At 71.0% G+C, this 24,168-nt stretch carries 20 protein-coding genes; 12 read left to right on the forward strand and 8 right to left on the reverse strand.

Annotation, left to right across the window (positions count from 1 at the left end; genetic code table 11):
* Window positions 1-6: 6 nt before the first annotated feature.
* Genes ACZ4Z2_RS25695 through ACZ4Z2_RS25705 form a run of 3 tightly spaced genes read right to left on the reverse strand, consistent with a single transcriptional unit; the run spans window position 7 to window position 2,797 of the window.
* Window positions 7-1,335, reverse strand: a complete 1,329-nt coding sequence (locus ACZ4Z2_RS25695; RefSeq protein WP_468079011.1) for a hypothetical protein — start codon at window positions 1,333-1,335, stop codon at window positions 7-9.
* A 23-nt stretch (window positions 1,336-1,358) separates the two neighbouring features.
* The gene (locus ACZ4Z2_RS25700) at window positions 1,359-1,595 is read right to left on the reverse strand and encodes an acyl carrier protein (RefSeq protein WP_468079013.1); all 237 of its coding nucleotides are present in this window, start codon (window positions 1,593-1,595) and stop codon (window positions 1,359-1,361) included.
* Window positions 1,596-1,597: 2 nt separating this feature from the next.
* Window positions 1,598-2,797, reverse strand: coding sequence for a radical SAM protein (locus ACZ4Z2_RS25705; protein WP_468079015.1), 1,200 nt, complete (start codon window positions 2,795-2,797; stop codon window positions 1,598-1,600).
* A 279-nt stretch (window positions 2,798-3,076) separates the two neighbouring features.
* Here ACZ4Z2_RS25705 and ACZ4Z2_RS25710 point away from each other — a divergent pair, with 279 nt between their 5' ends.
* Window positions 3,077-4,486: an MATE family efflux transporter gene (locus ACZ4Z2_RS25710; protein WP_468079017.1), complete on the forward strand. Its 1,410-nt coding sequence runs from the start codon at window positions 3,077-3,079 to the stop codon at window positions 4,484-4,486.
* Between the two features lie 59 nt (window positions 4,487-4,545).
* Here ACZ4Z2_RS25710 and ACZ4Z2_RS25715 read toward each other — a convergent pair whose 3' ends face one another.
* Window positions 4,546-5,526 carry a ParB/RepB/Spo0J family partition protein gene (locus tag ACZ4Z2_RS25715; protein WP_468079019.1) on the reverse strand — a complete coding sequence of 327 codons (981 nt, stop codon included), beginning with the start codon at window positions 5,524-5,526 and terminating at the stop codon, window positions 4,546-4,548.
* 420 nt (window positions 5,527-5,946) lie between these two features.
* Here ACZ4Z2_RS25715 and ACZ4Z2_RS25720 point away from each other — a divergent pair, with 420 nt between their 5' ends.
* A complete protein-coding gene (locus tag ACZ4Z2_RS25720; protein WP_468079020.1) occupies window positions 5,947-7,260 on the forward strand; it encodes a condensation domain-containing protein in 1,314 nt (437 codons plus the stop codon).
* Window positions 7,261-7,299: 39 nt separating this feature from the next.
* Here the strand turns inward: ACZ4Z2_RS25720 and ACZ4Z2_RS25725 are convergent, their stop codons facing one another.
* A complete protein-coding gene (locus tag ACZ4Z2_RS25725; protein WP_468079022.1) occupies window positions 7,300-8,088 on the reverse strand; it encodes an SDR family NAD(P)-dependent oxidoreductase in 789 nt (262 codons plus the stop codon).
* Between the two features lie 558 nt (window positions 8,089-8,646).
* On the opposite strand from ACZ4Z2_RS25725, the gene fusA reads away from it, so the two are divergent.
* The gene (gene fusA / locus ACZ4Z2_RS25730) at window positions 8,647-10,728 is read left to right on the forward strand and encodes an elongation factor G (protein ID WP_468079024.1); all 2,082 of its coding nucleotides are present in this window, start codon (window positions 8,647-8,649) and stop codon (window positions 10,726-10,728) included.
* A 71-nt stretch (window positions 10,729-10,799) separates the two neighbouring features.
* Here the strand turns inward: fusA and ACZ4Z2_RS25735 are convergent, their stop codons facing one another.
* Window positions 10,800-12,152: a glycoside hydrolase family 43 protein gene (locus tag ACZ4Z2_RS25735; RefSeq protein ID WP_468079025.1), complete on the reverse strand. Its 1,353-nt coding sequence runs from the start codon at window positions 12,150-12,152 to the stop codon at window positions 10,800-10,802.
* Window positions 12,153-12,525: 373 nt separating this feature from the next.
* On the opposite strand from ACZ4Z2_RS25735, the gene ACZ4Z2_RS25740 reads away from it, so the two are divergent.
* The 6 genes from ACZ4Z2_RS25740 (at window position 12,526) to ACZ4Z2_RS25765 (ending at window position 19,989) form a co-directional block, all read left to right on the forward strand.
* Entirely contained in the window at window positions 12,526-12,900 is a 375-nt protein-coding gene (locus tag ACZ4Z2_RS25740) for a hypothetical protein (protein ID WP_468079026.1), read from the forward strand.
* 181 nt (window positions 12,901-13,081) lie between these two features.
* Window positions 13,082-17,002 carry an nSTAND1 domain-containing NTPase gene (locus ACZ4Z2_RS25745; protein ID WP_468079027.1) on the forward strand — a complete coding sequence of 1,307 codons (3,921 nt, stop codon included), beginning with the start codon at window positions 13,082-13,084 and terminating at the stop codon, window positions 17,000-17,002.
* 189 nt (window positions 17,003-17,191) lie between these two features.
* Entirely contained in the window at window positions 17,192-18,073 is an 882-nt protein-coding gene (locus ACZ4Z2_RS25750) for a C40 family peptidase (protein ID WP_468079028.1), read from the forward strand.
* 181 nt (window positions 18,074-18,254) lie between these two features.
* Window positions 18,255-18,713: a MarR family transcriptional regulator gene (locus tag ACZ4Z2_RS25755; protein ID WP_468079029.1), complete on the forward strand. Its 459-nt coding sequence runs from the start codon at window positions 18,255-18,257 to the stop codon at window positions 18,711-18,713.
* A 194-nt stretch (window positions 18,714-18,907) separates the two neighbouring features.
* Window positions 18,908-19,798, forward strand: a complete 891-nt coding sequence (locus tag ACZ4Z2_RS25760) for a helix-turn-helix domain-containing protein (RefSeq protein ID WP_468079031.1) — start codon at window positions 18,908-18,910, stop codon at window positions 19,796-19,798.
* Window positions 19,795-19,989, forward strand: coding sequence for a DUF397 domain-containing protein (locus tag ACZ4Z2_RS25765; protein WP_468079033.1), 195 nt, complete (start codon window positions 19,795-19,797; stop codon window positions 19,987-19,989). Before ACZ4Z2_RS25760 ends, ACZ4Z2_RS25765 begins: the two co-directional genes overlap by 4 nt.
* 107 nt (window positions 19,990-20,096) lie before the next feature.
* Here ACZ4Z2_RS25765 and ACZ4Z2_RS25770 read toward each other — a convergent pair whose 3' ends face one another.
* Window positions 20,097-20,387, reverse strand: a complete 291-nt coding sequence (locus ACZ4Z2_RS25770) for a hypothetical protein (RefSeq protein WP_468079034.1) — start codon at window positions 20,385-20,387, stop codon at window positions 20,097-20,099.
* A 249-nt stretch (window positions 20,388-20,636) separates the two neighbouring features.
* On the opposite strand from ACZ4Z2_RS25770, the gene ACZ4Z2_RS25775 reads away from it, so the two are divergent.
* Both ACZ4Z2_RS25775 and ACZ4Z2_RS25780 read left to right on the forward strand, forming a co-directional pair.
* Window positions 20,637-21,455, forward strand: a complete 819-nt coding sequence (locus ACZ4Z2_RS25775; RefSeq protein ID WP_468079036.1) for a phytanoyl-CoA dioxygenase family protein — start codon at window positions 20,637-20,639, stop codon at window positions 21,453-21,455.
* Window positions 21,452-21,727 (forward strand): hypothetical protein, encoded by a 276-nt coding sequence (locus ACZ4Z2_RS25780; protein WP_468079037.1) that lies wholly within the window; start codon window positions 21,452-21,454, stop codon window positions 21,725-21,727. The genes ACZ4Z2_RS25775 and ACZ4Z2_RS25780 overlap by 4 nt, the downstream gene beginning before the upstream one ends.
* Window positions 21,728-21,784: 57 nt before the next feature.
* On the opposite strand, the gene ACZ4Z2_RS25785 is transcribed toward ACZ4Z2_RS25780, so the two are convergent.
* Entirely contained in the window at window positions 21,785-22,750 is a 966-nt protein-coding gene (locus ACZ4Z2_RS25785) for a glycoside hydrolase family 6 protein (protein WP_468079039.1), read from the reverse strand.
* 321 nt (window positions 22,751-23,071) lie between these two features.
* On the opposite strand from ACZ4Z2_RS25785, the gene ACZ4Z2_RS25790 reads away from it, so the two are divergent.
* Window positions 23,072-24,085 (forward strand): LacI family DNA-binding transcriptional regulator, encoded by a 1,014-nt coding sequence (locus ACZ4Z2_RS25790; protein ID WP_468079040.1) that lies wholly within the window; start codon window positions 23,072-23,074, stop codon window positions 24,083-24,085.
* The last annotated feature ends 83 nt before the right edge of the window (window positions 24,086-24,168 follow it).

Genomic DNA, 24,168 nt, shown 5'->3' on the forward strand with positions numbered 1-24,168 from the left:
GGGCCGTCATCGCTCCGGGGCGTCGGCGGGCCGTGCGTGGCAGGGGTGGCGCTGATCCTCCGGGTGGATTCCGCACGCGCAAGCGACCCCGACGGCCCCGCGCAGTACGTCCGCCGCACCGCCGGGCGGGTGGAACACACCGAGGACGAGGCGGCCGCGCTCACCCCGGGTGAGCGTGTTGGCCGTGATGGGCACGACCCCCGGTCCGCGGCGCCGGTACAGCAGGCCCGCGTCGTCCAGCCGGTCCACCAGCGAAGGGAAGGGGCGGGCTTCGGCGTCCAGTCGCACGTTGACGAACTCGAGGGTCGCGTGCAGGCCCTGCCGTGCGGCATGGCGGGTCAGGGCCAGCGCGACGGTGCCCATCGAGACACGGGCGTTGACCTCCAGACACGGCACGACCGTGCCGTCCGCCGCGATGAGCCCGTCGATGTCCACCGGGCCGAAATATCCGGCGGCGAAGAGTTCCTTGCACAGCGTCCTGCCCGCCGTGTCGATGTGCTCCAGGTCCTCCTGGCGGAAGGAGGCAGGGTCCACGAGGGACGAGCCCCGGTAGCGGAAGCCCTCGACGTCGTTCTCCAGGAGACCGGCGCTCCGTACGGAGCCGTCCGGGCCGATGTGCCAGTGCGACGAGAAGTCCCGGTGCTTGTCGAACAGGGGCTGGACGAGCAGTTCGAGCCGCTTGCCGCGGTCGACCTGCCGGGCGAGGTGCCGGGCCACGGAGCGGAACGCGGTCGGTGAGCGGATCGCCAGGGTTCCCTGGCCGGACACGCCGTACGGGTCCTTCAGCAGGGCCACGGCGCCGGCCTGCGCGACCCTGCGCTCCAGGTCGGCGAGCGACGTGACGGGCCACGCCGCCCCGTTCCACCCGTACGCCCGGACCACGTCGTTGGACCACGTCTTGGAGTTGACCCGCCTCGCGCACTCCGCGGAGGGCGCCGGGTAGGCCAGCTCCAGCGCGGCGGCGAGATCCTCGTACTCCGGGCGGGCGGCGTACGGCCGCAGGGTCATCCCGGCGACCCGGGGACGGACCGCGTCCGCCCGGGCCAGCGTCCGCGCGACGACGTCACCGCCGCCGCCCTCGGCGGGAGGCAGGGGCACGGGGTCCACCGGGAAGCCCGCCGCCCGCATCGCCTCGACGAAGCCGTGCGGCAGCTCGAACGCCGTGATCAACCGGTCCCCCTCCTCGCTCAGCGCGGAGAGGACCTCGTCCAGGGCCCGCGCGATGGCGGAGCCGTGGGCGGACCCGAAGCGGGGCAGCACGGCGAGGTCGGCGGGCCGCCAGGCATCCTCCACCCCCACCGGGCCGATGTGCAGGGAACTCGTCCGCGGTTCCACGGCTCGCATCCGATCCCCGACCCTCAGCCCCTGCTGGCCACGAAGCGGCAGAACGCGTCCACGGACTCCAGGCAGTCCATGTCCATGCTCTCGAAGTCCAACTCCACCTGGAGGGCGTCCTCGACGGTGAGCAGGAACTCGATCATCTGCAGGGAGTCGAGGCCGAGATCGGAGATGATGCTCGTCTCCGGCTCGATTGGCACCTCGCGCGCCAGGACCTTGTGCAGGCACGTCACTACGGTGCTGAAGATCGTGTCCACGCCTAGACTCCATTCAGATACAGAAGTACGCACTTGGAACACACCGGCATGAGGCCCCTGCTCCGCAGAATTTCCCGCACCCGTCGGAAACGCTCGCTGTGCCAGAGTTCGAGGACATCCGTCTCGTGCAGATTTCCCACCACGAACTCGGGAAAGAACTTGCAGGAGCTGACGTTTCCGTCGGCGTGGACCTCCATGCGGTTCGACACCGCGAGACAGCGCCGCCGCCCCTGGGCCGGTTTCGAGGTGCCCCGGACGAAGTCGTCCACCTCGTCCATGCCCACCTGCGGCTGATATCGGATCCGCGACTTCCAGCGCCGCCCCGCCAGTTTCGTCATCGAGTCCAGCAGGGTCGGAATGGCCTCGGGCTGAAGGCGGTACGTGTACGAGTGCCAGGTCGCGGGCTTTCCCGGTTCGGGCGGATTGAGCCAGGAGAACTCCTCCCGGTACAGGTCGTCCATCTCGGCGGCGACGTCCTCGTTGATGTACCAGGGGAACTGGAAATAGACGCTGTCCACGCCCAGTTCCTCGGCCCATTCCATGAACTCGTACATCTGCCCCACGGTCTCGTTGCTGACCATGCAGGAAAGCGAGATGGTGCCGTCGAAGCGACCGGAGCGCTGAAGGTCGATCATGTGCTGGATGTTGCGCATCGTCCGGCCGAAGCTGCGCGGCCCGCGCAGCGCCTCGTGGTGGTCCTTGAGCCCGTCGAGGCTGATCAGAAGGCTGAGGTTCTTCCCGATGCGCATCAGGTCGTCCGCGTGGCGCTGCATGAGCAGGCCGTTGGTGCACATCGTCACCGGGCGCGGATCGGCGGCCAGCGCGTCGGCGAACTCACCGAACTTGGAGTACATGAGCGGCTCGCCGCCCCAGACGAACAGCTTCGACTTCCGCTCGGACGTCGCCGCGAGCACCCGCCGCACGATGTCGATGCCGAGTTCGGTCTTCTGCTCGGCGGCGCTGAACTCGTGGAAGAAACCCTGTTCGCTCCACTGATAGCAGTGCAGACAGCGGAGATTGCATTTGTAGGTGAGCTGGAGGCTCACCTCGTCCGGTACGTCCGAGGCGTACCTGGGATCTTCCTCAAGGGCGTGAAGTGTCTTCGACCGCACCGCGACCGTCCGGCGCAGATCGAGGAACTCGCGGTTGTCGAAATTGCGCGAAGTCTGGGGTCCGGACGCCCCCGTGCCGGTTTCTGCCATGCCGCGACCTACTCTTTCCCTGCGCTATTGACCGCCGCCGCGCGCATGCATTCCCCGGCGGCGACGCCGAATGGACTGGGATGTGCTGTGCCTGGATTGAGCCTTGGCCGAGAGAAGTACGGGATCTCCACTGTGGCCGACGCCCCGCCGGGCGTCAAACAGGTCCAAGCGGGGGGTGTGGAGCACGAGTTGTGCGCGGTCAGCGGTCCCGTTCCGGCCGTTCAGACGCTCGGGGCCCACGGAATGTGAACCGGTCGCGCCCGTGGTTTCCTGCTGGGCGTGAAGAGCCCCGCCAAGCGCTCGAAAACGCCGGAGACCGCGCCCGCCGCGGCCGAGGACGCCGTGGGCCGTATGGCGACCCGCCCCGTGGGCAGGCTGCTGTGGGAGAACTGCGTACAGACCATCGCGTCCGTCGGCATGTTCGGCTTCTACGCCCTGACCAACGCCTGGTTCGTCAGCCACGGGGTCGGCGATCAGGCGATGGCCGCCGTCAACCTCGTCGCCCCGTTGCTGCTCCTGCTCGGGGCCGTCTCCACCACCGTGGGCGCCGGCGGCGCCGCGCTGGTGTCCCGGGCGCTGGGCGCCGGCGATCAGCGCGCGGCCTCCCGCGCGGCGGGCAACGCCTTCACGCTGTTCTGGGTCACCGCCGCCGTCACCACCGTGGCCGGGCTCGTCCTCGTCGACCCGCTGCTCGACGCGCTCGGCGCCACCGGCGCACTGCACGGGTACGCCCGGGAGTACGCGGTGATCCTGCTGTGCGGGTCACTGTCGTACACCGGGTTCTCCAGCCTGGTGCGCGCCGAGGGTCGGGTCGGGTTCTCCACGCGGATGTGGATCGGCGCCATCGTGGTGCAGATCGTCCTCGACCCGCTGCTGATCTTCGGCTTCGACCTGGGCGTGAGCGGGGCCGCCCTGGGCACCGTCGGCGGGCAGACCGTGTCCGCCGTGATGGCCTGGTGGTTCTTCTTCGCCCGGCGCGACCGGCCGTACCGCGTCCGCCTCGCCGACCTGCGCCCCCATGCAGTCACCCTGCGCACCCTGGTGGGCATCGGACTGCCCTCCTTCCTGGCCAACATCGGCCTCACCCTGCTCGCCGTGCTGGTCAACGCCACCCTCGCGGCGACCGGGGGAGCGGTGGCGCTGACCGCGTACGTCGTCTGCTCCCGGCTGCAGACCTTCGCCGTGATGCCGCACACCGGTATCAGTCAGGGTCTGCAACCCATCGTCGGCTACAACGCCGGGCGCGGCCTGGACGCCCGGGTGGCGCGGACGCGGACGCTCGCGCTGCGGGCCTCGTTCGTCTACGGCGCGGCCACCGCGATCCTGCTGACGGTGTTCGCCGAACCCCTCGTCGGCATCTTCGTCAGCGGCGGCGAGGCCGCCGGGGAGGCCCGGTTCGCGCTGTGCGTCATAGCGGTCGGCGGGATCGTCATCGGTGTCGCCCCGCTGAGCGCGGCCTACTTCCAGGCCCTGGGACGCCCGTCGCCCGCGTACGTCCTGACCATCGGGTCGCTGGTGCTGCTGAAGGCGCCCCTCGTGGTGGTGTGCGGCCTGGTCTGGGACACCCGCGGCGTGTGGTTCGGCCTCGCCGCCGGGGAGTTGGCCACCGCGGCGAGCGCCCTGCTGCTGTTGCGCCGCTACGGCCGGCGCACGCCGTCCCCGGCGCCGGTGTCCCCCGCCGCCTCCTGAGTGAGCCGCCGGATCGCCGGGCGGACGGACGCCGTCCGCGGGGCGCCCGTGGCCTCCGCTCAGCCCGGGCTGTCGACCGGGTCGCCCTCCGGCCCTTCCAGTCGCTGTGCGAACTGCCCCCACGCCTGGGCGCACTCCCGGGCCAGCAGCGCGACGTTCCGCGAGCAGTGACTCGGCACCGCCTGTGCCATCTGCGCGACGGAGGAGTGGGCTCTGAGCAGGCGCAGTAACTGTCGTCCGTGACTGGTGTACCGCAGTGAGGGATCGCGGGTGAGCTGCCGCCAGGAGGCGGTCACATCGACGCGGGGGGCGGCCGCGTCCCCGGCGTCCGCTTCGGGCAGGTTCACCGTGACCGCGTGCCCCGACTGGCCGGCCGGGACCGGGGAGTCGCCGCGCAGCACTCGGCGGCGCACGTCCGCGACGGTGCCGAGCGAGAGCCCCGTCTCCTTCGCGACCTCACGCAGGGTCGCGTCGGGCCGTGCCGCCATGATCTCCGCGGCCTTGCGGCGCCCGTCGGCGGTACTCACCGGCCGTACCCGACCGTCCCTGCCCACGCGGCTGTTCAACTGCGCAGTCTGCTCAGTTGAACAGCGCACGGCGGCGACGGTGCGGGCCGAGACGCCCACGATCGCGGCGATCGCGCGGTCCGACGACTCGGGACGCAGCGCGAGCAGCCGGCCCGCCGCCGCGCGCCGGTCCGCGGCGGTGAGCGGCAGGCCGTGCGCGTTGTTGGCTGTCACCGAGAGGATGAACGCGGCTTCCGGGCTGCCGTGGAAGAACGTGACCCGGATGCTCTTGTCGCCCCTGAGGGTCGCCGCCCGCAACCGGTGCATACCGTCGATCACCCGCATCGTGGCCTTGTGCACGACGATGGGCGGCATGCACAGTTCGGAATCGGCGATGAGGGCGACGTGCTCCTCGCTGATGCCGTCGAGTCGGATCAGGTCGGCGGGGAGAAGCTGATCGATTTCCACTGTGGTGACCCGGCCGATGAACTCGTCCCCGGAGACCAGGTCGTTCTCGCTGGAAACGGAAAGCACTGACACCATCGCACCTCTCGACTCCGTGATGGCACGTGACAGCGTGTTTGAAATGTCGAACATTAGCGCCGTTGTCAATGCAAACAAGTATGCGCTTTCTCTCAAGGGATCAATAGGGGGTATGGCTGATACACGCACCTTGCGCGGACGCGTCTTTCCGTGGTCGAGGCGGGCATCGGCTCCCAGGTGACTCGGTACTCACCAGGGGCGGGTGAGGGCGCCGGGATGATCTGCGGGTCAGTCCCCAACGCCCTTTGCCCGTCCGCCGCTTGGCCGATTCTGGTCGCCCTCGGATGACGTGGGTGACCGGGTGTTGACGGTGCGACAGAAAGCGCATACTGTGCGCGCCCCGGGAGGGTCCCGAGTGATGCGTTGCGCTGGTGAACGAACGAGTATCTCAACGTCAGCGGGAGTCAGTGAATGGACCAGTGCACGTTCGATTTCTCCGGGAGCCGCTCCGCCTCGGGGCCCCTGACGTGGGGCCAGCAGGAGCAATGGATCACCATTCGGAAAAACGCCCCCAAGGACGCGAGGTTCAATCTCCCGTTCCTCTGGCCGGTAGCGAGCGGGTATTCCGTGCGGGGCGTCGTCGAAGCCCTGAGAGGGCTCGTCGAGCGGCATGAGGCGCTGCGGACCACGATCAGCTCCGAGACCGTCGAGCGGCCGTCCCAGATCGTCCACCGGACCGGTGCGGTGACCGTCTCCGTGCGCGACGCGGGCGAGGAGGACGAACCCCCCTCCCTGACCTCGGCACGTGTGCGGGAACTCGCCGGCCGCAGGTTCGAGTCGGCCGAGGAGTGGCCCGTACGGTTCCGGATCCTGACGGGGCGGGCGAACCGGCCCCTGTGGGTGTGCGGTGCCGTGTCCCACATCGCGGCGGACGCCACCGCCGTGACGATCATGGAGCGCGACTGGAACGTCCTGCTGGGCGCCGACAGCCGGACCGCGCTCGTACCGCATCCGCTCCAGCCGCTGGACCGTGCCGCATACGAGAACTCGGCAGCCGGCCGGGAGGCGCTGGACACGGCGGTGGCGCACTGGCGGGAGACCCTGCACGGGGTGCCGCGGCTGGAGTTCGCCGAACGCGCCCTCCCCGAGGGCGACATCAGGTTTCCGAGGATGACCCTCCACGCCAAGTCGCTCGGCGACATCGCCCGCGAGGTGGCGAACGACCTGGGCGTCTGGGAATCGGCCGTCCTCATGTCCGGTGCCGCCCGCGCCTTCCTGGAGATGACGGGACAAGACGCGTTCCCGTTGGTCGTCACGTGCTCGAACAGACAGGGGCGCACGGCCCGTGAGTACGTCGGGACCATCGCTCAGCAAGGAGTCGTGCCCGTCACCGCCGGCATGCCGTTCCCCCGGGCGGTCAAACGGCTCTGGGCGGCCCTGGTCAGGATGCCGCGGCACAGCATGTACGACCCGGACCCCGTCCAGGACGTGGTCGAGAAGTCCAGCGCCGGCGAGTTGTCCTGGCTCGATCACTTCGTCAACCATCTCGGACTCCCGCTCACGGCGGACGTCGTGAAGGCGTCCGAGGGGATCGAGGGCCTGCGCGGCTTCCTTCCCGAGACCCAGGTGGAGTCCAGCTTCCTGCGCTTCGGCCTCATGCTCCGCACATACGGGCCGGACGCCCAGTTCAAGCTCTTCGCCGACAACCGTCACATCTCACGGGAATCGATGAGGACCGCGCTCCTGCGCATGGACGACCTGATCCGTGAGCAAGGGGACCGGTGACCCCGGGTCATGCTGATCGGCGCCCGATATGCCCGATAATCACCGGCTGACCGCCTGCGACGCCTGCTGCTTCGCCCTGAGCAGTGACATCGTCGCGTCGACCACGTTCGCCCGGCCCGGGATGCACAGTTCCGCCCCGCGGTCCAGGGCGTCCACCGCGACCGCGGCGACATCGTCGGCGGACTTCCACATGATCGACGGGACGGCCGCGATCTCGTCGGCGGTGAACCCCGCGCGCCGGTCGAAGTCGGTGCGCACCGGACCGGGGCACAGCGCGGTCACGGTCACCGCCGTCTCCCGCAGTTCGCGCCTCAGCGTGCGTGTGAAGGACAGCACGAACGCCTTCGAGGCCGCGTACGCGCCCTGTCCGTCCATCGGCTTGAAAGCCGCCGTCGAGGCGATGTTGAGGATCGCGCCGGAGTTCCGGTCGGTCATCCCGGCGACGAACGTGCGGCACAGATCCACGACGCTGACCACGTTCAGCTCCAGGTGCCCGAGCTCCACGTCCAGGTCGCACTCCGCGATGCCGCCGCGGGTGGCCGCGCCGGCGCCGTTGACCAGGACGTCTACGGTCAGTCCGGTCCGCTCGACGCGGGCCTTGAGGTCCGCCCGGTCCGTCCGGCTGGTGAGGTCGGCCTCGATGGTCTCGACACGGGTACCGTGCGCGCGCAACTCGTCCGCGGTGCGTCGCAGTACCTCCCCGTCGCGGGCCACCAAGGTGGTGCCGTACCCGCGTGAGGCGAGCGCGCGTGCCATGGCCGCGCCGATGCCCGAGGAGGCTCCGGTGATCAGCGCGGTCCCCCGCGGAGACGGTGGCGGAAGTGACATGACACCAACCCATCCTGACTGCCCGACGTGCATTCCGGATTCGTGACCGCGACCGGCCGGCGGGGAGAACCCGCCTGACCGGTCCGGTCATCGTAACCGCGTCGGGCGGGGGAACCAGCCGGGCCACTTGTTCAATTGGGCCCGCGCGACGGACCGTTGGGCGGACGTGTGCCGGGGCCGTCCGGGGAGAAAATGCCGTGCCCCTCCCGCGTCGCCTTGCTTAGACTCGCTCCGCACCACGCGCCGCCCGCATCGCGGCGCGTGCCGTGCGACGAGTGAAGAGTGACGTAGGACGACAGAGGGGAGCCCGGCCGTGTGTGACCGCACCGCTGTCGTCGTCCCCTCTTCCCTGTACGAGGTGATCCTCGTGTCCTCGTCCGTCCGGTGCCCGCTGCGCGGCCGGTACCGGATGCCCGTGACACGGGCCTGACGTCGACTCCACGCGCCGAGCCGCGGGACAGCCCTGTCCCCGCCCGGTCCTCGGCATGCCCTCGTCGTTCCCCGCCCGGCACGGGAATCGCGCTGCCCTGATACAGCTCAGCTGAAAGGCCACGGGCCATGCGCACCTTCGACACCACCGCTCTGACCGCCGTCCGCAACCTGGGCATCCTCGCCCATGTCGACGCCGGCAAGACCACCGTCACCGAGCGGATCCTCTACGCCACCGGGACCACGCACAAGCGGGGCGAGGTCCACGACGGGACCACCGTCACCGACTTCGACCCGCAGGAACGCGACCGCGGCATCACGATCTTCTCGGCGGCCGTGAGCTGCGCCTGGGACGGCCATCGGATCAACCTGATCGACACCCCGGGCCACGTCGACTTCGCCGACGAGGTGGAGCGCTCGCTCCGGGTGCTCGACGGCGCGATCGCCGTGTTCGACGCCGTCGCGGGGGTGGAGCCGCAGAGCGAGTCGGTGTGGCGGCAGGCCGACCGGCACGGCGTACCGAGGATCGCGTTCGTCAACAAACTCGACCGCGCCGGAGCCGACCTCGACAGCGCGGTCGACTCCATCCGGCGGCGGCTGCACCCCGCGCCGCTGGTCGTGCAGCTGCCCATCGGCACGGAGGACGGCTTCACCGGCGTGGTGGACCTCCTCCGCATGCGGGCGCTGACCTGGGCCGACGGCAGTGACGAGATGCGGGAAGGGCCCGTGCCCGACGCCCTGCGCGACGAGGCGCGGCGCCGACGGCGCATGCTGGAGGAAGCCGTGGCGGAACTCCACCCCACCGCCCTCGACGAGTTCTGCGCCGAGTCCACGCTCTCCGCGCCGACGCTCGCCGCGGCGCTGCGCGACCTGACCGCCACCGGTGACGGCGTGGTCGTCCTGTGCGGCTCCGCCTACCGCGACCGTGGCATCGAACCGCTGCTCGACGCGGCCGTGGCGTATCTGCCCTCACCGCTGGACGTACCGCCCGTACGCGGCACGCACGACGGCAGGGAGCAGGAACGCGCCGCCGATCCGCAGGCACCTCTCGTCGCGCTGGCGTTCAAGGTCAGCGCGACGGCCACCGGGCGGCTGACCTACCTGCGGCTGTACGCGGGAACGATCCGCAAGGGGGACACGGTCATGGACGCGGGCACCGGGCGCACCGAGCGGATCGGCCGGATCCTGCGCGTGCGGGCCGACCGGCACGCCGAGCTGGACCGCGCGTCGGCCGGTGACATCGTCGCCGTGATCGGCCTCAAGGCGGCCCGGGCGGGCACGACCCTGTGCGCGCCGGCCGCTCCGCTGCTCCTCGAACCGCCGTCCGTCGCCGACCCCGTGGTGGCGGTGGCCGTCGAGGCCCGCCGGAGCACGGACACCGACCGGCTCGCGTCGGCGCTGGCCCGGCTGGCGGAGGAGGACCCGTCGCTGGTGGTGCGGACCGACCCGGAGACCGGGCAGACCGTGCTGTCCGGGATGGGGGAACTGCATCTGGAGGTGGCGGTGGAGAAGATCCGGCAGACGTCCGGCGTGGAGGTCACGGTCGGTCGGCCGCGGGTGGCGTATCGCGAGACGGTCGTCCGGGGCGTGTCCGGGCTGGTGTTCCGGCACGTCAAACAGGACGGCGGCGCCGGGCAGTTCGCCCATGTCGTCCTCGACGTGGCACCGCTGGAGGCGGCGGACGGCGGCCCGGCCGGCGCCGTGACCGGCTTCGCCTTCCGTTCGACGGTCGTCGGCGGGCGGGTGCCGCAGGAGTTCGTGCGCGCGGTCGAGGCCGGGTGCCGGGACGCCCTGGCGGAGGGGCCGCTCGGCGGTCATCCGGTGACCGGGCTGAGCGTCACCCTCACCGACGGGGCGACCCACTCCAAGGACTCCTCGGAGATGGCGTTCCGTACGGCCGGGCGGCTCGGGCTGCGCGAGGCGCTGCGGGGCAGCGCCATGGCGCTGCTCGAACCGGTCGCCGAGGTCACCGTGACGGTGCCCGCGGACGCGGTCGGCGGGGTCCTCGGGGACCTCGCGGCGCGGCGCGGGCGGGTGTCGGACTCGGTGGCGCGGGCGGGGTCGGTGCTGGTCACCGCCACCGTGCCGCTGGCCGAGCTGTTCGGGTACGCCACGCGGCTGCGCAGCCGTACCCAGGGGAGGGGGACGTTCACGACCCGGCCCGCCGGCTACGCGGTCGCGCCGGCCGCCGTGGCGGTGAGTGAGCGGTAGGGCGTCCCTTTCTGCCCTGAAATGCGGGATTCCCCGCGCCCCTGTCGGAGGGCGCGGGGAATCGGCCTGGATCAGGCCCAGGGGGTCACCGCGGTGAAGGAGCTGTCGGCCTTGAAGGTGGCCGTGTCCTGGAAGGGGTCGATGCGGAGTGCGTAGTTGTAGTGGCGGAGGAAGCGGCCGGGGTAGTTGTACGACTCCAGGCTGACCGAGCCGGACGCGCTGCCCTGGCGGGCGCAGAAGGTGGCGTCCTTGTTGAAGACGTCGGTGCCGTTGCTGGCGTCGAAGCGGATCCGGTAGTCCCAGTGGCGCATGTAGCGGCCGGCGGAGTCACGGAAGGAGTAGCAGGTGGCGTCGGCGAGGCCGGGCACGATCGTGAAGGTCGCGCTCTGCTTGACGGCGGCGGTGCTGGAGCCGCTCACCGGGTCGATGTAGCCGAGGCTGTCGGAGCGGACCACGGCGTAGCGGTCCGGGAAGTTGACGGACTGCAGCGACCGGGTGGTGTTGGTCGGCAGGGTCGCGCTGGGCACCCGCTCCTTCAGGACGGTCATGTGGCGGACGAAGCCGCTGAGGCCCGGCAGTTCCTTCCGAGGTGTCCAGGTGGCGAAGTTGTCGTAGCTGTCGCTGTACCAGTACTTCCCGTCACGGTAGGCGTCGAAGTAGATGCGCCAGCCTCCGTCGTCGAGCTGCACCAGGGCCGGGCCCTCGTTCCAGGATCCCCAGCCCGCCCAGTCACCGGTCTTCTTGATGGTGTACGGGCCGGTGAGGCTGGAGGCGGTGGCGTACTCGAGGTACTTCGTCGTCTCGTTCTTGATGATCGCGTGGTAGGTGGAGCCGATCTTGACGACGAAGGTGTCGATGTAGTTCGGGCCGATGCCGGCGAGCTGCGTGGGCGCGGACCAGCTGGTCAGCGAGGAGTCGGTCGCCGTGATCTTCCAGGGGGTGAAGTGGGTGGCGGTGCTCGCCGACGTCAGGGTCACGATGATGTTGACGCTGCCGTCGGTGTCGATGAACCACTCGGGGGCCCAGGTGCGGGTGATCCCGCTGATCGGGACCGTGTAGTTGTACAGGAACGTCCAGTTCAGACGGTCGGCGCTGCGGGCGATGCCGATCGTGTTGCCCGTCCAGTTGGTGGTGTACGTCAGGTAGTAGAAGCCGTCGGTGTGCTTGAAGACGCTGGGGTCACGGATGAGGCCGGACGGCGGGGTGTACGCCGGGCCCTTGCGCAGGGTGTACGTGGTGGCGTCCGGCGAGTCGTAGACGTACATGTTCGACTCGCTGGTGTTGGTGAAGGCGGTCATCGTGTACCGCGTCACCTCCGCCGGCGGGGTGTCGGCTCCGGCCGGACCGGCGAAGGCGGTGGTGAGGCCCAGTAGGGCCGCCACCGAGGTGAGCAGGGCGAGGACTGCCCTGAGGGTTCTGTTCAACGCTCGTCCCATTTCTGCGCGAACTGCCCTGAGGCGTAAGTGCTGTTCGATATGCCGCACATCGTGCGGAACTTCGATCAGAAGATAAGAGGGGTATATGTGTGCGTCAATGCATTGTGCGGACTTTCTGTGAGAGGTCATTCCGCTTGTGGCAGTTGTGACCCCGCCGTGATCTCCCGGTGGTGGCCCCGGGTCCGGGTACCGCTCCCGTGTTGCCTCCGCTCCCGCGTCACCCCTGGTCACGCCTTGTTTCCCGGTCGCCCGGTCCACGGGCAACAGGAAACCCGTGGATCACGACCATCGGGAGGGGGACGCTGAGGCCGTCAGCAGCAGTGCCTGCACGACCATGCAGGAAGACCCGCAAGGGGGAAACATGCGCAAGATGTTCCGCAGCGCCGCCGCGCTCCTGACCTCCGCGGCGGCCGTCGTGGCGCTCGGCGGTGCGGCCGAGGCGAAGCCGGCGGCACCCGCCGACGACTGGGCCGGCTGTCCGTCCGGGGCGGTGTGCATCTACCCGCAGGGCGAGGACCCGGCCGTCAGGCCGTCCAACATCTACTGGGCCTACGGCCCGCACAACCTCAGGAACCAGGTCGGCTGGCACTGGGTCCTCAACAACCAGACCGGCGGCGCGACCGCCGACCTCTGCCTCGGCTTCAACGGCCAGAACTGCAACTACAACATCAGGGCGCAGGGCGGCGTATGGGCGGACCTGACCCCGGTCAACTCCATCCGCCTCAACCGTCCCTAGCGCTCGCCCGGCGAGGACTGACCGACCTCGCCCGCGGGGGAACACGCCCGGAACCGCATCTGCCCGCGGTTCCGGGCGTCCCTGTTTTCGCCACTCCGGGTGAAAGGCTTGGCCGCCCCCGACAACCCGGCAGTAACCTGGGCATCCGCCGTCTCACGGCCGCACTGCCTTGGGGGAGACCTTGGGGGACCCGCAGCACGGACAGCATCCAGACCCTCATCACGGCCGGGACCGGGACGCGCTGACCACGCTGTCCTTCCCGGCGCAACTCAGACGGCTGAGACAGGAACGCGGGCTGTCCCTCACCGACCTCGCCCGCCGGACCCACTACAGCAAGGGCTACCTCAGCAAGATCGAGACCGGCACCAAGCGCCCCACCGTCGACGTCGCCCGGCTCTGCGACCAAGTCCTCGGCGCGGAAGGTCAGTTGCTGCGGCTGGTGCGGCAGGCGCCGCCCCGTGCCGGCGACCTCCGCACCGACACCGGCACCGACGGCGGGGCTGGTGGCGGCACCGGTGGGCGGCCGTCCGACGAGGCCTGCCCCTACCGCGGTCTGGCGCCGTTCACCCCCCAGGACGCGGAGATGTTCTTCGGCCGGGACCGGGCGACGGCCGCACTGGTGGAGCGGATCTTCGAACGGATCGGCAGCGGACCGGTGATGCTCGTCGCACCGTCCGGAGCGGGCAAGTCGTCGCTGCTCAACGCCGGTCTCGTCCCCGCGCTGCGACGCGGCGACCTCCCCATGCCGGGCGCCGACCGCTGGCCGGTGGTGCTGCTCACCCCCACCTCTCGCCCCCTCGACGAACTGCTGGAACGCGTCGCGAAGGCCCTGGGCAGCGACCTCGGCGTCACCGTCGACGAGGTGCGGGACAACCCGGGCGCCCTCCTCGGCGCCGTACGGGCCCGCTCGGACGACCCGCCGCCGGCCGACGGGACGCGGCGGCCCCCGCCGCCCCGGCCGGTGCTCATCGTCGACCAGTTCGAGGAGCTGTTCACGCTCTGCCCCGACGAGGACGAACGCCGCGCGTACGTCCGCGTGCTGTGCGCCCTCGCGACCTCACGGCCCGCCGAGCAACTGCACCCGGCCGCTGTCGTGGTCCTCGGTGTGCGCGCCGACTTCACCGGCCGCTGTCTGGACCTGCCCGAGCTGGCCCCGGTCTTCACCGACGGGCTGTTCGTCCTGTCGCCGATGACCGTCGCGGAACTCCGGGAGTCCATCACCCGCCCCGCCGAACTCGCCGGCGTCACCCTCGAACCCGGCCTGGTCCCCCTCCTGCTGCGGGACGCGGGCCTCCGCGACGACCCCGACACCGGCTCCCGGGCCCCGGCGACCGGCTCGGACGAGACACCCTCCGGCGCGCTCCCCCTGGTCTCCCACGCGCTGCTCGCCACCTGGCAGCGGCGCCGCGACTCCGCCCTGACCGTCGAGGGGTACGAACGGGCCGGCGGAATCCGGGGAGCGGTCGCCCGCACCGCCGAAACCGTGTTCGCGGGGCTGTATCCCGCGGAGCAGAGGACGATCCGCCGCGTCCTGTCCCGGCTGGTCCTCGTCATGGACGGGGCCGGGGCGACCCGCCGCCGGATGAGCAGGGACGCCCTCATGGCGCGGCTCGGCGACGCGGACGGGGCCGCCGCCGCGCTCGACGCCTTCGTCCGCGCCCGGCTCATCACCATGGACAGCGACACCGTCGAGATCGCCCACGAGGCCCTGCTGCACGCCTGGCCCCGCCTGCGCGACTGGATCCACGCCGACCGGGCCGGCCTGCTGCTGCACCAGCAACTCGCCCACGCCGCCGGTGAATGGGAGCGCGAGAACCGCGACCCGTCCGCGCTCTACCGGGGTACCCGCCTCGACACCGTACGGACATGGGCCGACGAGTCCGACGGCTGGAGCAGGCTCGCCCCCGACGAGGAGGCGTTCCTGCGGGCCAGCCAGACCGAGGAGGACGGCCGCCGCGCCCAGGCCCGACGGCAGGTACGGCTGCGGCAGTCCCTGCTCGCCACGCTCGCCGTGCTGCTGGGCCTCGCCGTCACCGCCGGAGGGCTCGCCTACCAGCAGCGCGAGGCCGCCCTCGACCAGGAGCGCGTGGCCCGCTCCCAGGCCCTCGCCGCGCGGTCCGCCTCCCTGGCCGGGGGCCGGCCCGAGGCGTCGATGCTCCTCGCGGAGGACGCCTACCGGACCGCGACCACCCCCGAGGCCCGCGGCGCCCTGCTCAGCACCCAGTCGCAGCCGTTCTCCGCCCGGCTCGACGGACACCGCGGACCGGTCAACGCGGTGGCGTTCGCCCCCGGCGACCGCATCCTCGCGACGGCCAGCTCCGACGGCACGGTGATCCTGCGCGGCATGACCGAGGGCCATCCCGTCCTCGCCCGGTTCACCGTGCCCGGACGGGTCCGCTCGGTCGCCTTCAGCCCCGACGGGCGTACGGTCGCGGTGACCTCGACCGACGGGCCGGTGACCCTGTGGAGCACCACCGGCCACCGCAGGACGGGCGTGCTCTCCGACGCCACCAAGGGCGCCCGGTCGGTCGCTTTCGACCCGCGCGGGGGCAGGCTCGCCGTCGGGGCCGCCGACGGGACCGTCAGGGTGTGGGGCACCGGGCCCCGCCCCCGGTCGGTCGCCACCCTCCCCGGACACAAGGGCCACGTCAACGCGCTGGCGTACGCCCCTGACGGGCGGATGCTCGTCTCCGCAGGCACGGACCGCGCGGTACGGCTCTGGGACACCGAACGGAACGACTTCGTCGACGCCCTCGAAGGGCACACCGACGAGGTACTGGGCGTCGCCTTCTCCCCGGACGGGAGCACGGTGGCCTCCGCCGGGGTCGACCGGACGGTACGGCTGTGGGACGCGGACGACAGACGGCCGACCGCCACCTTCACCGGGAGCAGCGACGACATCAACGCCGTCGCCTTCACCCCGGACGGGACGACGGTCGTCGGCGCCGCCGGCGACGGGACGGCCCGGTTGTGGGACGTGCGCGGCGGCCGGCAGACCGCGGTGCTCGCCGGACACACCGACTACGTCCTCGGGGCGGCCGTGACGTCCGACGGCGCCCTGCTGGCCACGGCCGGTTTCGACCAGACCGTCGTCCTGTGGGACCTGGCCGGACCGGTCCTGACGTCCCGTCCGTTCACCGAGGTCTGGCAGACCGCGTACAGCCACGACGGCAAGCTGCTGGCCACCGCCGACGCCGACCACGCCGTACGGCTGTGGGACGCGCGGACGCACACTCTCGTGGCGGCCCTGGAGGGGCACACCGAGACCGTGTTCTCGGTGGCCTTCTCGCCCGACGGGCGCACCCTCGCGTCGGCGGGCTCCGACGGCACGGTCCGGCTGTGGGACATCGCCGGGCGCAGGGAACTGAAGAAGCTGACCGGGCACACCGGGCAGGTCTTCGCCGTGGCCTTCGCCCCCGACGGGCGGACCCTGGCGTCGGCGGGCGCCGACCACACCGTGCGTCTGTGGGACGTGGCGAAGCGCCGCCAACTCACCGTGCTCAAGGGCCACAAGGACTTCGTCAACGACGTCGCCTTCAGCCCCGACGGCCGCACCCTGGCCGGCGCAGGCGACGACCTGGCCGTACGGCTCTGGGACGTCGCCTCGCACCGCGGGCTGGGCGCGCTCACCGGCCACTCGGGCGCCGTGCGGGGCGTGGCGTTCAGCCCCGACGGCCGTACCCTCGCCAGCAGCGGCAACGACGGCACCGTACGCCTGTGGGACGTCCGCCGGCGTCGCTTCGAGGCCGCTCTGTCCGGCCACTCGGGCGCGGTACGCGGTGTGGCGTTCAGCCCGGACGGCCGCACCCTCGCCAGCAGCGGCAACGACCGCACGGTCCGCCTGTGGGACGTCGTCGGCCGGCGGCCGTGGGCGACGCTCACCGGCCACACGAACGCGGTGTGGGGCGTCGACTTCGCCCCCGACGGGCGGACGGTGGCCAGCAGCAGCACCGACGGCACCGTACGGCTGTGGGACCTCGACCCCGCGAAACGGCTGGCCGACATCTGCCGGCTGCGCGCCGGGATCGGCCCCGAGGAGCGCGCCACACTGCTGCCGGGCGTGCCCGTCCCGACCGACTCGGGGGGCTGCCGGGGGCGTTGAGGTGACCGCCGGGACGATACGGTGCCGGTCGGCGACAGCCCTGCTCGGAGGGTGTTTCCCAGGTGTTTCCCGTTGCCCGATGGGATGGGGCGACGCCCGGCTCTCGACGCGCCGCGCCCGGGACGAGCAGGCTGGCGCCCGACCACCACCACCAGTTCATCGAGACCAACAGGAAACGGGGGTTCCGGCATGGTGAGCCGGACCAATGTCCTTCGCACACTGATCGCACTCATGGCCCTGCTGCTCTGCGCGCCGCTGTCCACGGCCTCGGCCGCCCCGGCCGCGCCCACCGCCGGCTGCGGGGTCCTCGCGCCGGGCGCCTCGGCCGCCGCCGAGCGGGCGATCGCCGCGGCCTGTGCCGAGGTCGCCGCGGGCACCTGGTACACGTGGGGCGGCGGCCACGGCCCCCAGCCCGGCGCCACCTACGGGCAGGTGGACCCCACCGACCCGGCCAGTGAACACGACCCGGAGCGGCGGGGCTTCGACTGCTCCGGTCTCGTCCGGTACGCGTACGCCCGGGCCGCCGGCTCCGACATCCTCGACGGCGTCGCCAGCCAGCAGTACTACACGCACCGCGCCGCCGCCCGCTTCACCGCCGCCCAGGGCCTCGCCCCGCTGGTGCCGGGCGACCTGCTGGCCTACGGCAACAAGAGGAACCTGCACCACATCGCCATCTACCTCGGCGCTGGCAAGATGGTCGAGGCCAAGCAGTCCGGCACCAAGCTGATGGTCAGTGACGTCCGCCTCGGCGGCGACTACTTCGGCGCCGTCCGCGTCAACACCGGCCAGGTCACCGGCAACATCCACCAGACGTGGGGCACCGACGTGTGGACGAAGGCCGAGCCCCGCCTCGCGGCCGAGCGCGTCTACGCCTTCCCGTACTCGACCACCATCCGCGTGTACTGCCAGAAGCACTCGGACAAGGTCAACGCGGAGGGCTACGAGAACGACGCCTGGTCCTACCTGCCGGACTACAAGGCATGGGTCACCAACATCTACATCAAGGGCCCGGCCTGGCTCGCAGGCGTCCCCAACTGCGACGACGTGCCCTTCCCGCCGCCCGGCCAGTGACCCCGCGCGGGTAACGCATCGTGCCGGTGACCGTCGGGGGGCGGTCACCGGCGCGAGCCGTTCCCGACTCTCCCGGACGGCTCCGACGCCTCCCTGTCCCGCTCCACCCCGACCTCCAGCGGGACTCGAGTGGTTCACGGTGATCTCGCCCTGTCGATCGCGAGAAGAAGGAGGACATGGCGTGACTCTGAAGGATTACTCGCGGGAGGAGCTGGCCGCTCAGCCCATCGGCTCCTGGACCGGTGAGGCGTACCGGCGGGTGGTCGGTGCCCTCCGTGCGCAGTTGGCGGTGGAGGGCCTCACGCAGCCGCACTGGTGGACGCTCAACCACGTCGCCGGGGACCCGGGCAGGTGGACCCGCGCGACACTGGTCGAGCGGCTGGCGAAGTACGAGGATCTCGGGATCGACTTCGACGGTGTCTTCGACGATCTCGTCGCCCGCGGTTGGCTGACGGAGGACGCGGGGTTCATGACCTTGACCGAGGCTGGTGAGGACGGGCGCCTCCGGGCCAGGGAACGCAATGCGCGTGTGCATCGGCAGATGCACGAAGGCGTGGACACGGCCGACTTCGTCACCACCATCAACGTCCTGCGTCGCATGGTCGCCAACCTGGGTGGGGACGGCAATCTGCCGGACTGACGGGTGCCTTGGGGCCGGTGGGGGACGGGACGTGCGGAGTTCGGGTTCCCTGCCGCCGCACACCACCCCGGCTGTTCCCGTACGCTGCGTCAGCGTACGGGCACTTTCTGTGGACAGTACGCAGATCTTCCCGTCAGTCTTGGTGCCGTCGGGGCATGGGGGCCACAGCGCACGAAGACCGGAGGTGGCCGCGGATGACGGGCGGCGGCAATGTCAACGACTACGACGAGGCACAGGCCGACGAGGGGACGGTGGTGGACCGCGAACCGGACCCCTCGGACAGTCTGCGGACGTGGGGCGCCGTGACCCAGGCGCTGCGCGAGCACGCGGGCTACAGCCGGGCCGAGTTCGCGGATCTCGTCCGCTTCTCCAAGCACACGGTCGAATCGGTGGAGCAGGGGCGCCGGATGCCGGATGTGACCTATGTGGAGCGGGCCGACGAACTGCTCGGGAACACGGGGGCGTTGCGGAAGTCGTCCCAGTACGTCACCCGGGGTCGGGGAGACGTGGGGCTGGCCGCCTGGTTCCGCCAGTGGGCCCGGCTGGAGCGGGTCGCGGTGAGCCTGTGCACCTATGAATGCAGGCTGGTGCCGGGGCTGCTGCAGTCCAGGGAGTACGCGCGGGCGGTCTTCGAGGGGACCGTCCCGGTGACGCCGGACGACCAGCTGGAGAGCTTCATGGACCGGCGGATGGAACGGCAGCGGATGCTGTCCGAGCGGCCGACGACCCCCTTCAGCTTCATCGTCGAGGAGCATGTCTTCCGGCGCCGGTTCGGCGACGACACCCGGATGCGGGGGCTGTTCGACCATGTGCTGGAGCTGAGCGCGCCACGCAACGTCACGCTCCAGATCGTGCCCCTGGAGGCCGGGTTGCACGCCTGCCTCGACGGCCCGGTGCAGTTGCTGGAGACCCCGAAGGGCCAGCGGCTCGCCTACGCCGAAGGGCAGCAGAACGGGCGCCTCATCTCCGACGCGAAAGAGGTGAGCCTGCTCCACCAGCGCTATGACACACTGCGCTCGCAGGCCCTGAATGCCAAGGATTCCCGGGCGCTGCTGGAGCGACTCCGAGGGGAACTAGACCTATGAGCACGACGGAACTGGCGTGGTTCAAGTCCAGCTACAGCGGCAGTCAGGGTGACAGCTGCGTGGAAGTCGCCGTCACCCAGCGGGTCGTGTGCGTACGGGACTCCAAGGACCTGGCCGTTCCTCACGTCGCGGTCGGACGCGAGGAGTGGGCGCGGTTCGTGGGGTTCGTGGGGCACGAGGGGCGCCGATAGACGGGCCTCACCGCGTGGACCACGGCGGTGGGCGCCTCGTTCGGGGGCGCCCACCGGCATCGCTCACCAACACGTCGAGTGCCGCCACCCTGACCTGACGCCCCGCGTCAGTTGGCGAGTGGGAGGCGTTCGACGTGGGCGACCCGCAGGGAGTCGATGTCGGCCAGGGTGTGGTCGCCCGCCAGTTTCACGTACTTGTCGAAGTCGCCCTTGTCGGCGTCGGTCTCGCCCGGTTCGAGGTGGGTGGCCCTGACGTACGCCTGACCCATGAAGTCGCCGTCGTCGTCGAAGCCGTTCACGATCACGGTGTAGTTGGCGGGTTCACCACCCCTGTTGGTGATCTCGTAGTCGAAACGGTACGCCGTGCCCGCGTCGCAGTCGTTGTACTCCGGCCACACCGGCAGCGACGAGGGCGCCCCGCCTCCCCGGCCGGGGCGGGGCGGTGTACGGGGGATGCGTGGGCGTGATCTGGTCGGTCATGGCGCTGCTCCTCGGCGGGATGGTTGTCCGTTCACCGTCATTTACATCGCCGACGCGGGAAAGGTTCCGGCGGGCGTCCCCCGGCTGCCGCGCCGATCACGGAAAATGACCACCACACGACGATTTCAGCCCACTACAGGGACGGTCGGCGCCCGTACGTTCGTCGTATGCCAACCAGCAAGCACCTCCTGACATCGGTTCAGGTGGCCCGCTTCGTCGCGCAGGGATTTCTGCGCCTGGACGGGGTGGTGCCGCAGGAAATCAACGAACGGGCCGTCGCCGCGCTCGCCGAGGGCCTGCCGGGAGTGCCGTACGGCACCCCCCTGAGCGAGGCGTTCCCGGCCGGCACCTTCGTCCGTGAGCTGCTCGAACTGCCGGTCGTCGCCGGAGCGGTGGAGAGTCTCGTCGGACCCGGGCCGACCGTCGACCACCATGCCGTGCATGTCCGCGAGCCCCACGAGGGACACGCGCAGGACCTCCACGCGGACGCGATCATCGACGTACGGCCGGACGCCTTCGACATCCAGCTCATGTACTACCCGCACGAGGTGACCGCCGAGATGGGCGGCACCCTCAGTGTGCCCGGCAGCCATCTGCGCCGGATCAACGAGACGGACATCGGCCGCGTCCAGAACCTGCGGGGGCAGACCCGCCTGACCTGCCCGGCCGGCACGGTCGTCCTCGTGCACCACGGGATCTGGCACGGCGGCCGCCGCAACGACACCGACCGTCGCCGCTACATGTACAAGCTGCGCCTCAACCCGACCGTGCCGCAGGTGCGCCTGTGGGACACGGCCGACCTCCACGACCCGGCCGTCACCGCGGAGCTGGGCACCCATTTCCCGTGGTACGAACAGGCCGCCGGCCGACTGGAGATACACAACAGGGCCCTGCTGTGGCGGGCCCTGACCGGTGACGACTCGTTCGACGTCGAGTACTGGGTCACCCGCGTCAGCAACCGGCCCGCCCTGAGGAGTCACGCATGAGGCAACAGGTCCTGGTCCTCTACCTGTCGACCTCGGCGCTCGACTCCCCGGTCGTCGGCTGGTCCCGCTACGACGGCACCGGCCGCACCCGCCCCACGGCCGGTGACAGCGACGAACCGCCCTACGCCACGGGCCTCGACGCGCTGCTCGACGGGTGGCGCCTCTTCCAGGCGTCGCAACTGCTGCCGCCCCAGGCCGGTCACGAGTACGACGTCTCCTTCCTGAAGCACGAGTTCTTCTTCGAGAAGTTGGAGGAGACCCCGCCCCGCTGACGACGAGACCCGTGACCCGGTCGCGGGGCGAGCGAACCGGGTCACGGGAGTCCTGCGTCAGTAGCCGTAGATCATCTTGTAGGCGACCTCGGGCAGGAACTGACCGGCCGTGGAGCCCGCGCCCACCCCGCAGTTGCCGTCCGACTCACCCGGCGCCTTGATCCACAGCAGCATCTCGGCGCCGCCGCCCATCTGGGTGGGAGTGCCGATACGGCGGCCCGACGGGTTGCACCACTGGCCGTTGGAGCCGTTGCCGTTGCGGCTGGTGTCCACGACGAACGGCTTGGTGTAGCCGTAGCGGGCGCTGAGGTGGCTGTTCACCGCGTTGCCGTAGGCGGTGTTCTCGCCCGTGGTGAGGTAGTTGGAGATGTTCAGCGAGAAGCCGTGGGCCTGCCGCAGACCCGCCTCGTGGAGCCGCTTCGCCATGGTCGCGGCGTCCGTCCAGGCGGGGTTGCCGGCGTCCATGTAGACCCAGGTGTTGGGGGCCTGGCGGCTGAACTGGGAGACGGCGCCGCTGAGCATGCTCTGGCGCTCGGCTATCTGCGCCTGGTTCATGCAGCCGTAGTCCCCGAGGGAGTCCGGCTCCAGGATCACCAGGGCCGGACGGTTGCCGATACCGCCGGCGAACTGGGATATCCAGCTCGCGTAGGCGGACGGCGAGGAGGCGCCGCCCGCCGAGTGCCCGCCGCAGTAGTCGCGGTTGTAGACGTTGTACGCGACGAGGATGGGCAGCTTGTCCCGGCTGTCCGCGGCGCCCGTGAACGAGCTCGTGGCGGAGCCGATCGAGCCGCTCCACGAGCCGAACCAGCGGGCCATCGGGGTGTTGGCGAGCGAGTTGTTGATCGCCGGCGCCCGGCCGTCACGGGGGTTGGCCGCGACCCACCGCTTGGCGCTGGAGTCGGGGTCCACGTAGAACCCGCTGGTCATGCTGGTCGGGTCGGCGGCATGGGCGGACGGAGCGGCGGCGAGCGCGAGGGGCAGAGCGCAGAGCGCTGCCATCAGGGTGCGGAACCTGCGGCGCATGACATCACCTCGGATATCTGGCAGATGTGCGTCGCCCGCTCTCGTCCGGAGCGGGCGGCGCGATGGGGGGAAGTGCAGTGGGGAAGTGCGGTGGTGAAGTGCCGTGTGGGGAGATGGGAGCGCTCCCATTGGAAGCGCTTCCAGTGGTGCGAATGGTGCCGAGAACCTTTGGGGGTGTGGTCGGTATCGTGTGGCTGGCTGGTAGAACTGTCAAGAGTCGAAGCGTGAAACTCCCTCTTGTCCAGCGTGAGTTCAAGGGCCTACGGTCCTTCTGACCGGAAGCGCTCCCAGTTTTCGGCCAGGGGGGAGAGACGGATGGTCATGGCAGAGGATCCGCCGCGTCGGCAGCCCACGCTCGACGCGGTGGCCCGACTCGCGGGGGTCTCCCGCTCGGTGGCCTCCCGCGTCCTCAACAAAGCGCCGCATGTCAGCCCGGGGAAACGCGAGGCCGTCGAGCGGGCCGTCCGGGAACTCGGCTACGTGCCCAATCCGACCGCCCGCGCGCTGGCCACCCGGCAGACGGGCGCGGCCGCTCTGGTCGTCTCCGGCGAGGACCCGTCGATCTTCGCGGATCCGTTCTTCTCGCAGGTGATCGTGGGAGCGTCGGCGGCGCTGGAGGAGGCCGACCTGCATCTGATGCTGTGTCTGGCCGCGACCGACCGGGGCCGCAAGAGGGTCGAGGAACTGCTGCGTGGCAAGGGCGCGGACGGCGTCATGCTGATGGCGTTGCGCGAGAACGATCCGCTGGCGCGGACGGCCGAGGAGGCGGAGATGCCGGTGGTGTTCGGCGGCCGTCCCGTCGGCTCGGCTCCCCGCTGGTACGTGGACGTCGACAACACCGGCGGGGCGCGCGAGGCGACGGAGTACCTGCTCTCCCGGGGCCGGACCCGGGTGGCCGTGATCTGCGGGCGGCTGGACACCGAGGTGGGCCGTGCGCGGTACCGCGGCTACCAGGACGCGATGCTGGCCGCCGGCCTCCGACCGTTCCCGCCGAACGAGGGGGACTTCACGGAGCCCAGTGGGGCCGCCGTCATGGCCGCGCTGCTGCTGCGACACCCCGACCTGGACGCGGTGTTCGCCGCCAACGACAACATGGCGGCGGGGGCGCTGCGCACCCTGCGGGAGGCCGGGCGGCGTGTCCCCGCCGACGTCGCCGTGGTCGGCTTCGACGACCTGGCCGTCGCCCGGATCGCGGATCCGCCGCTCACCACCGTCCACCAGCCGATAACGGCGCTCGGCCGCGAGATGGCCCGCGTGCTCGTCGCCCTCCTCAACGGCGAGGATCCCACGCCACTGATCCTCCCCACCCGCCTGGTCACCCGCACCAGCGCGTGACCCTGACGGGGTCGGCCGTCGCGCGCCCCGGACCCTCGGTGCCTGCACCTCCCAGTCGGCCTCCTCGCGCTGCGGGTCGCCGA

The organism is Streptomyces sp. NPDC030183, assembly GCF_055573455.1.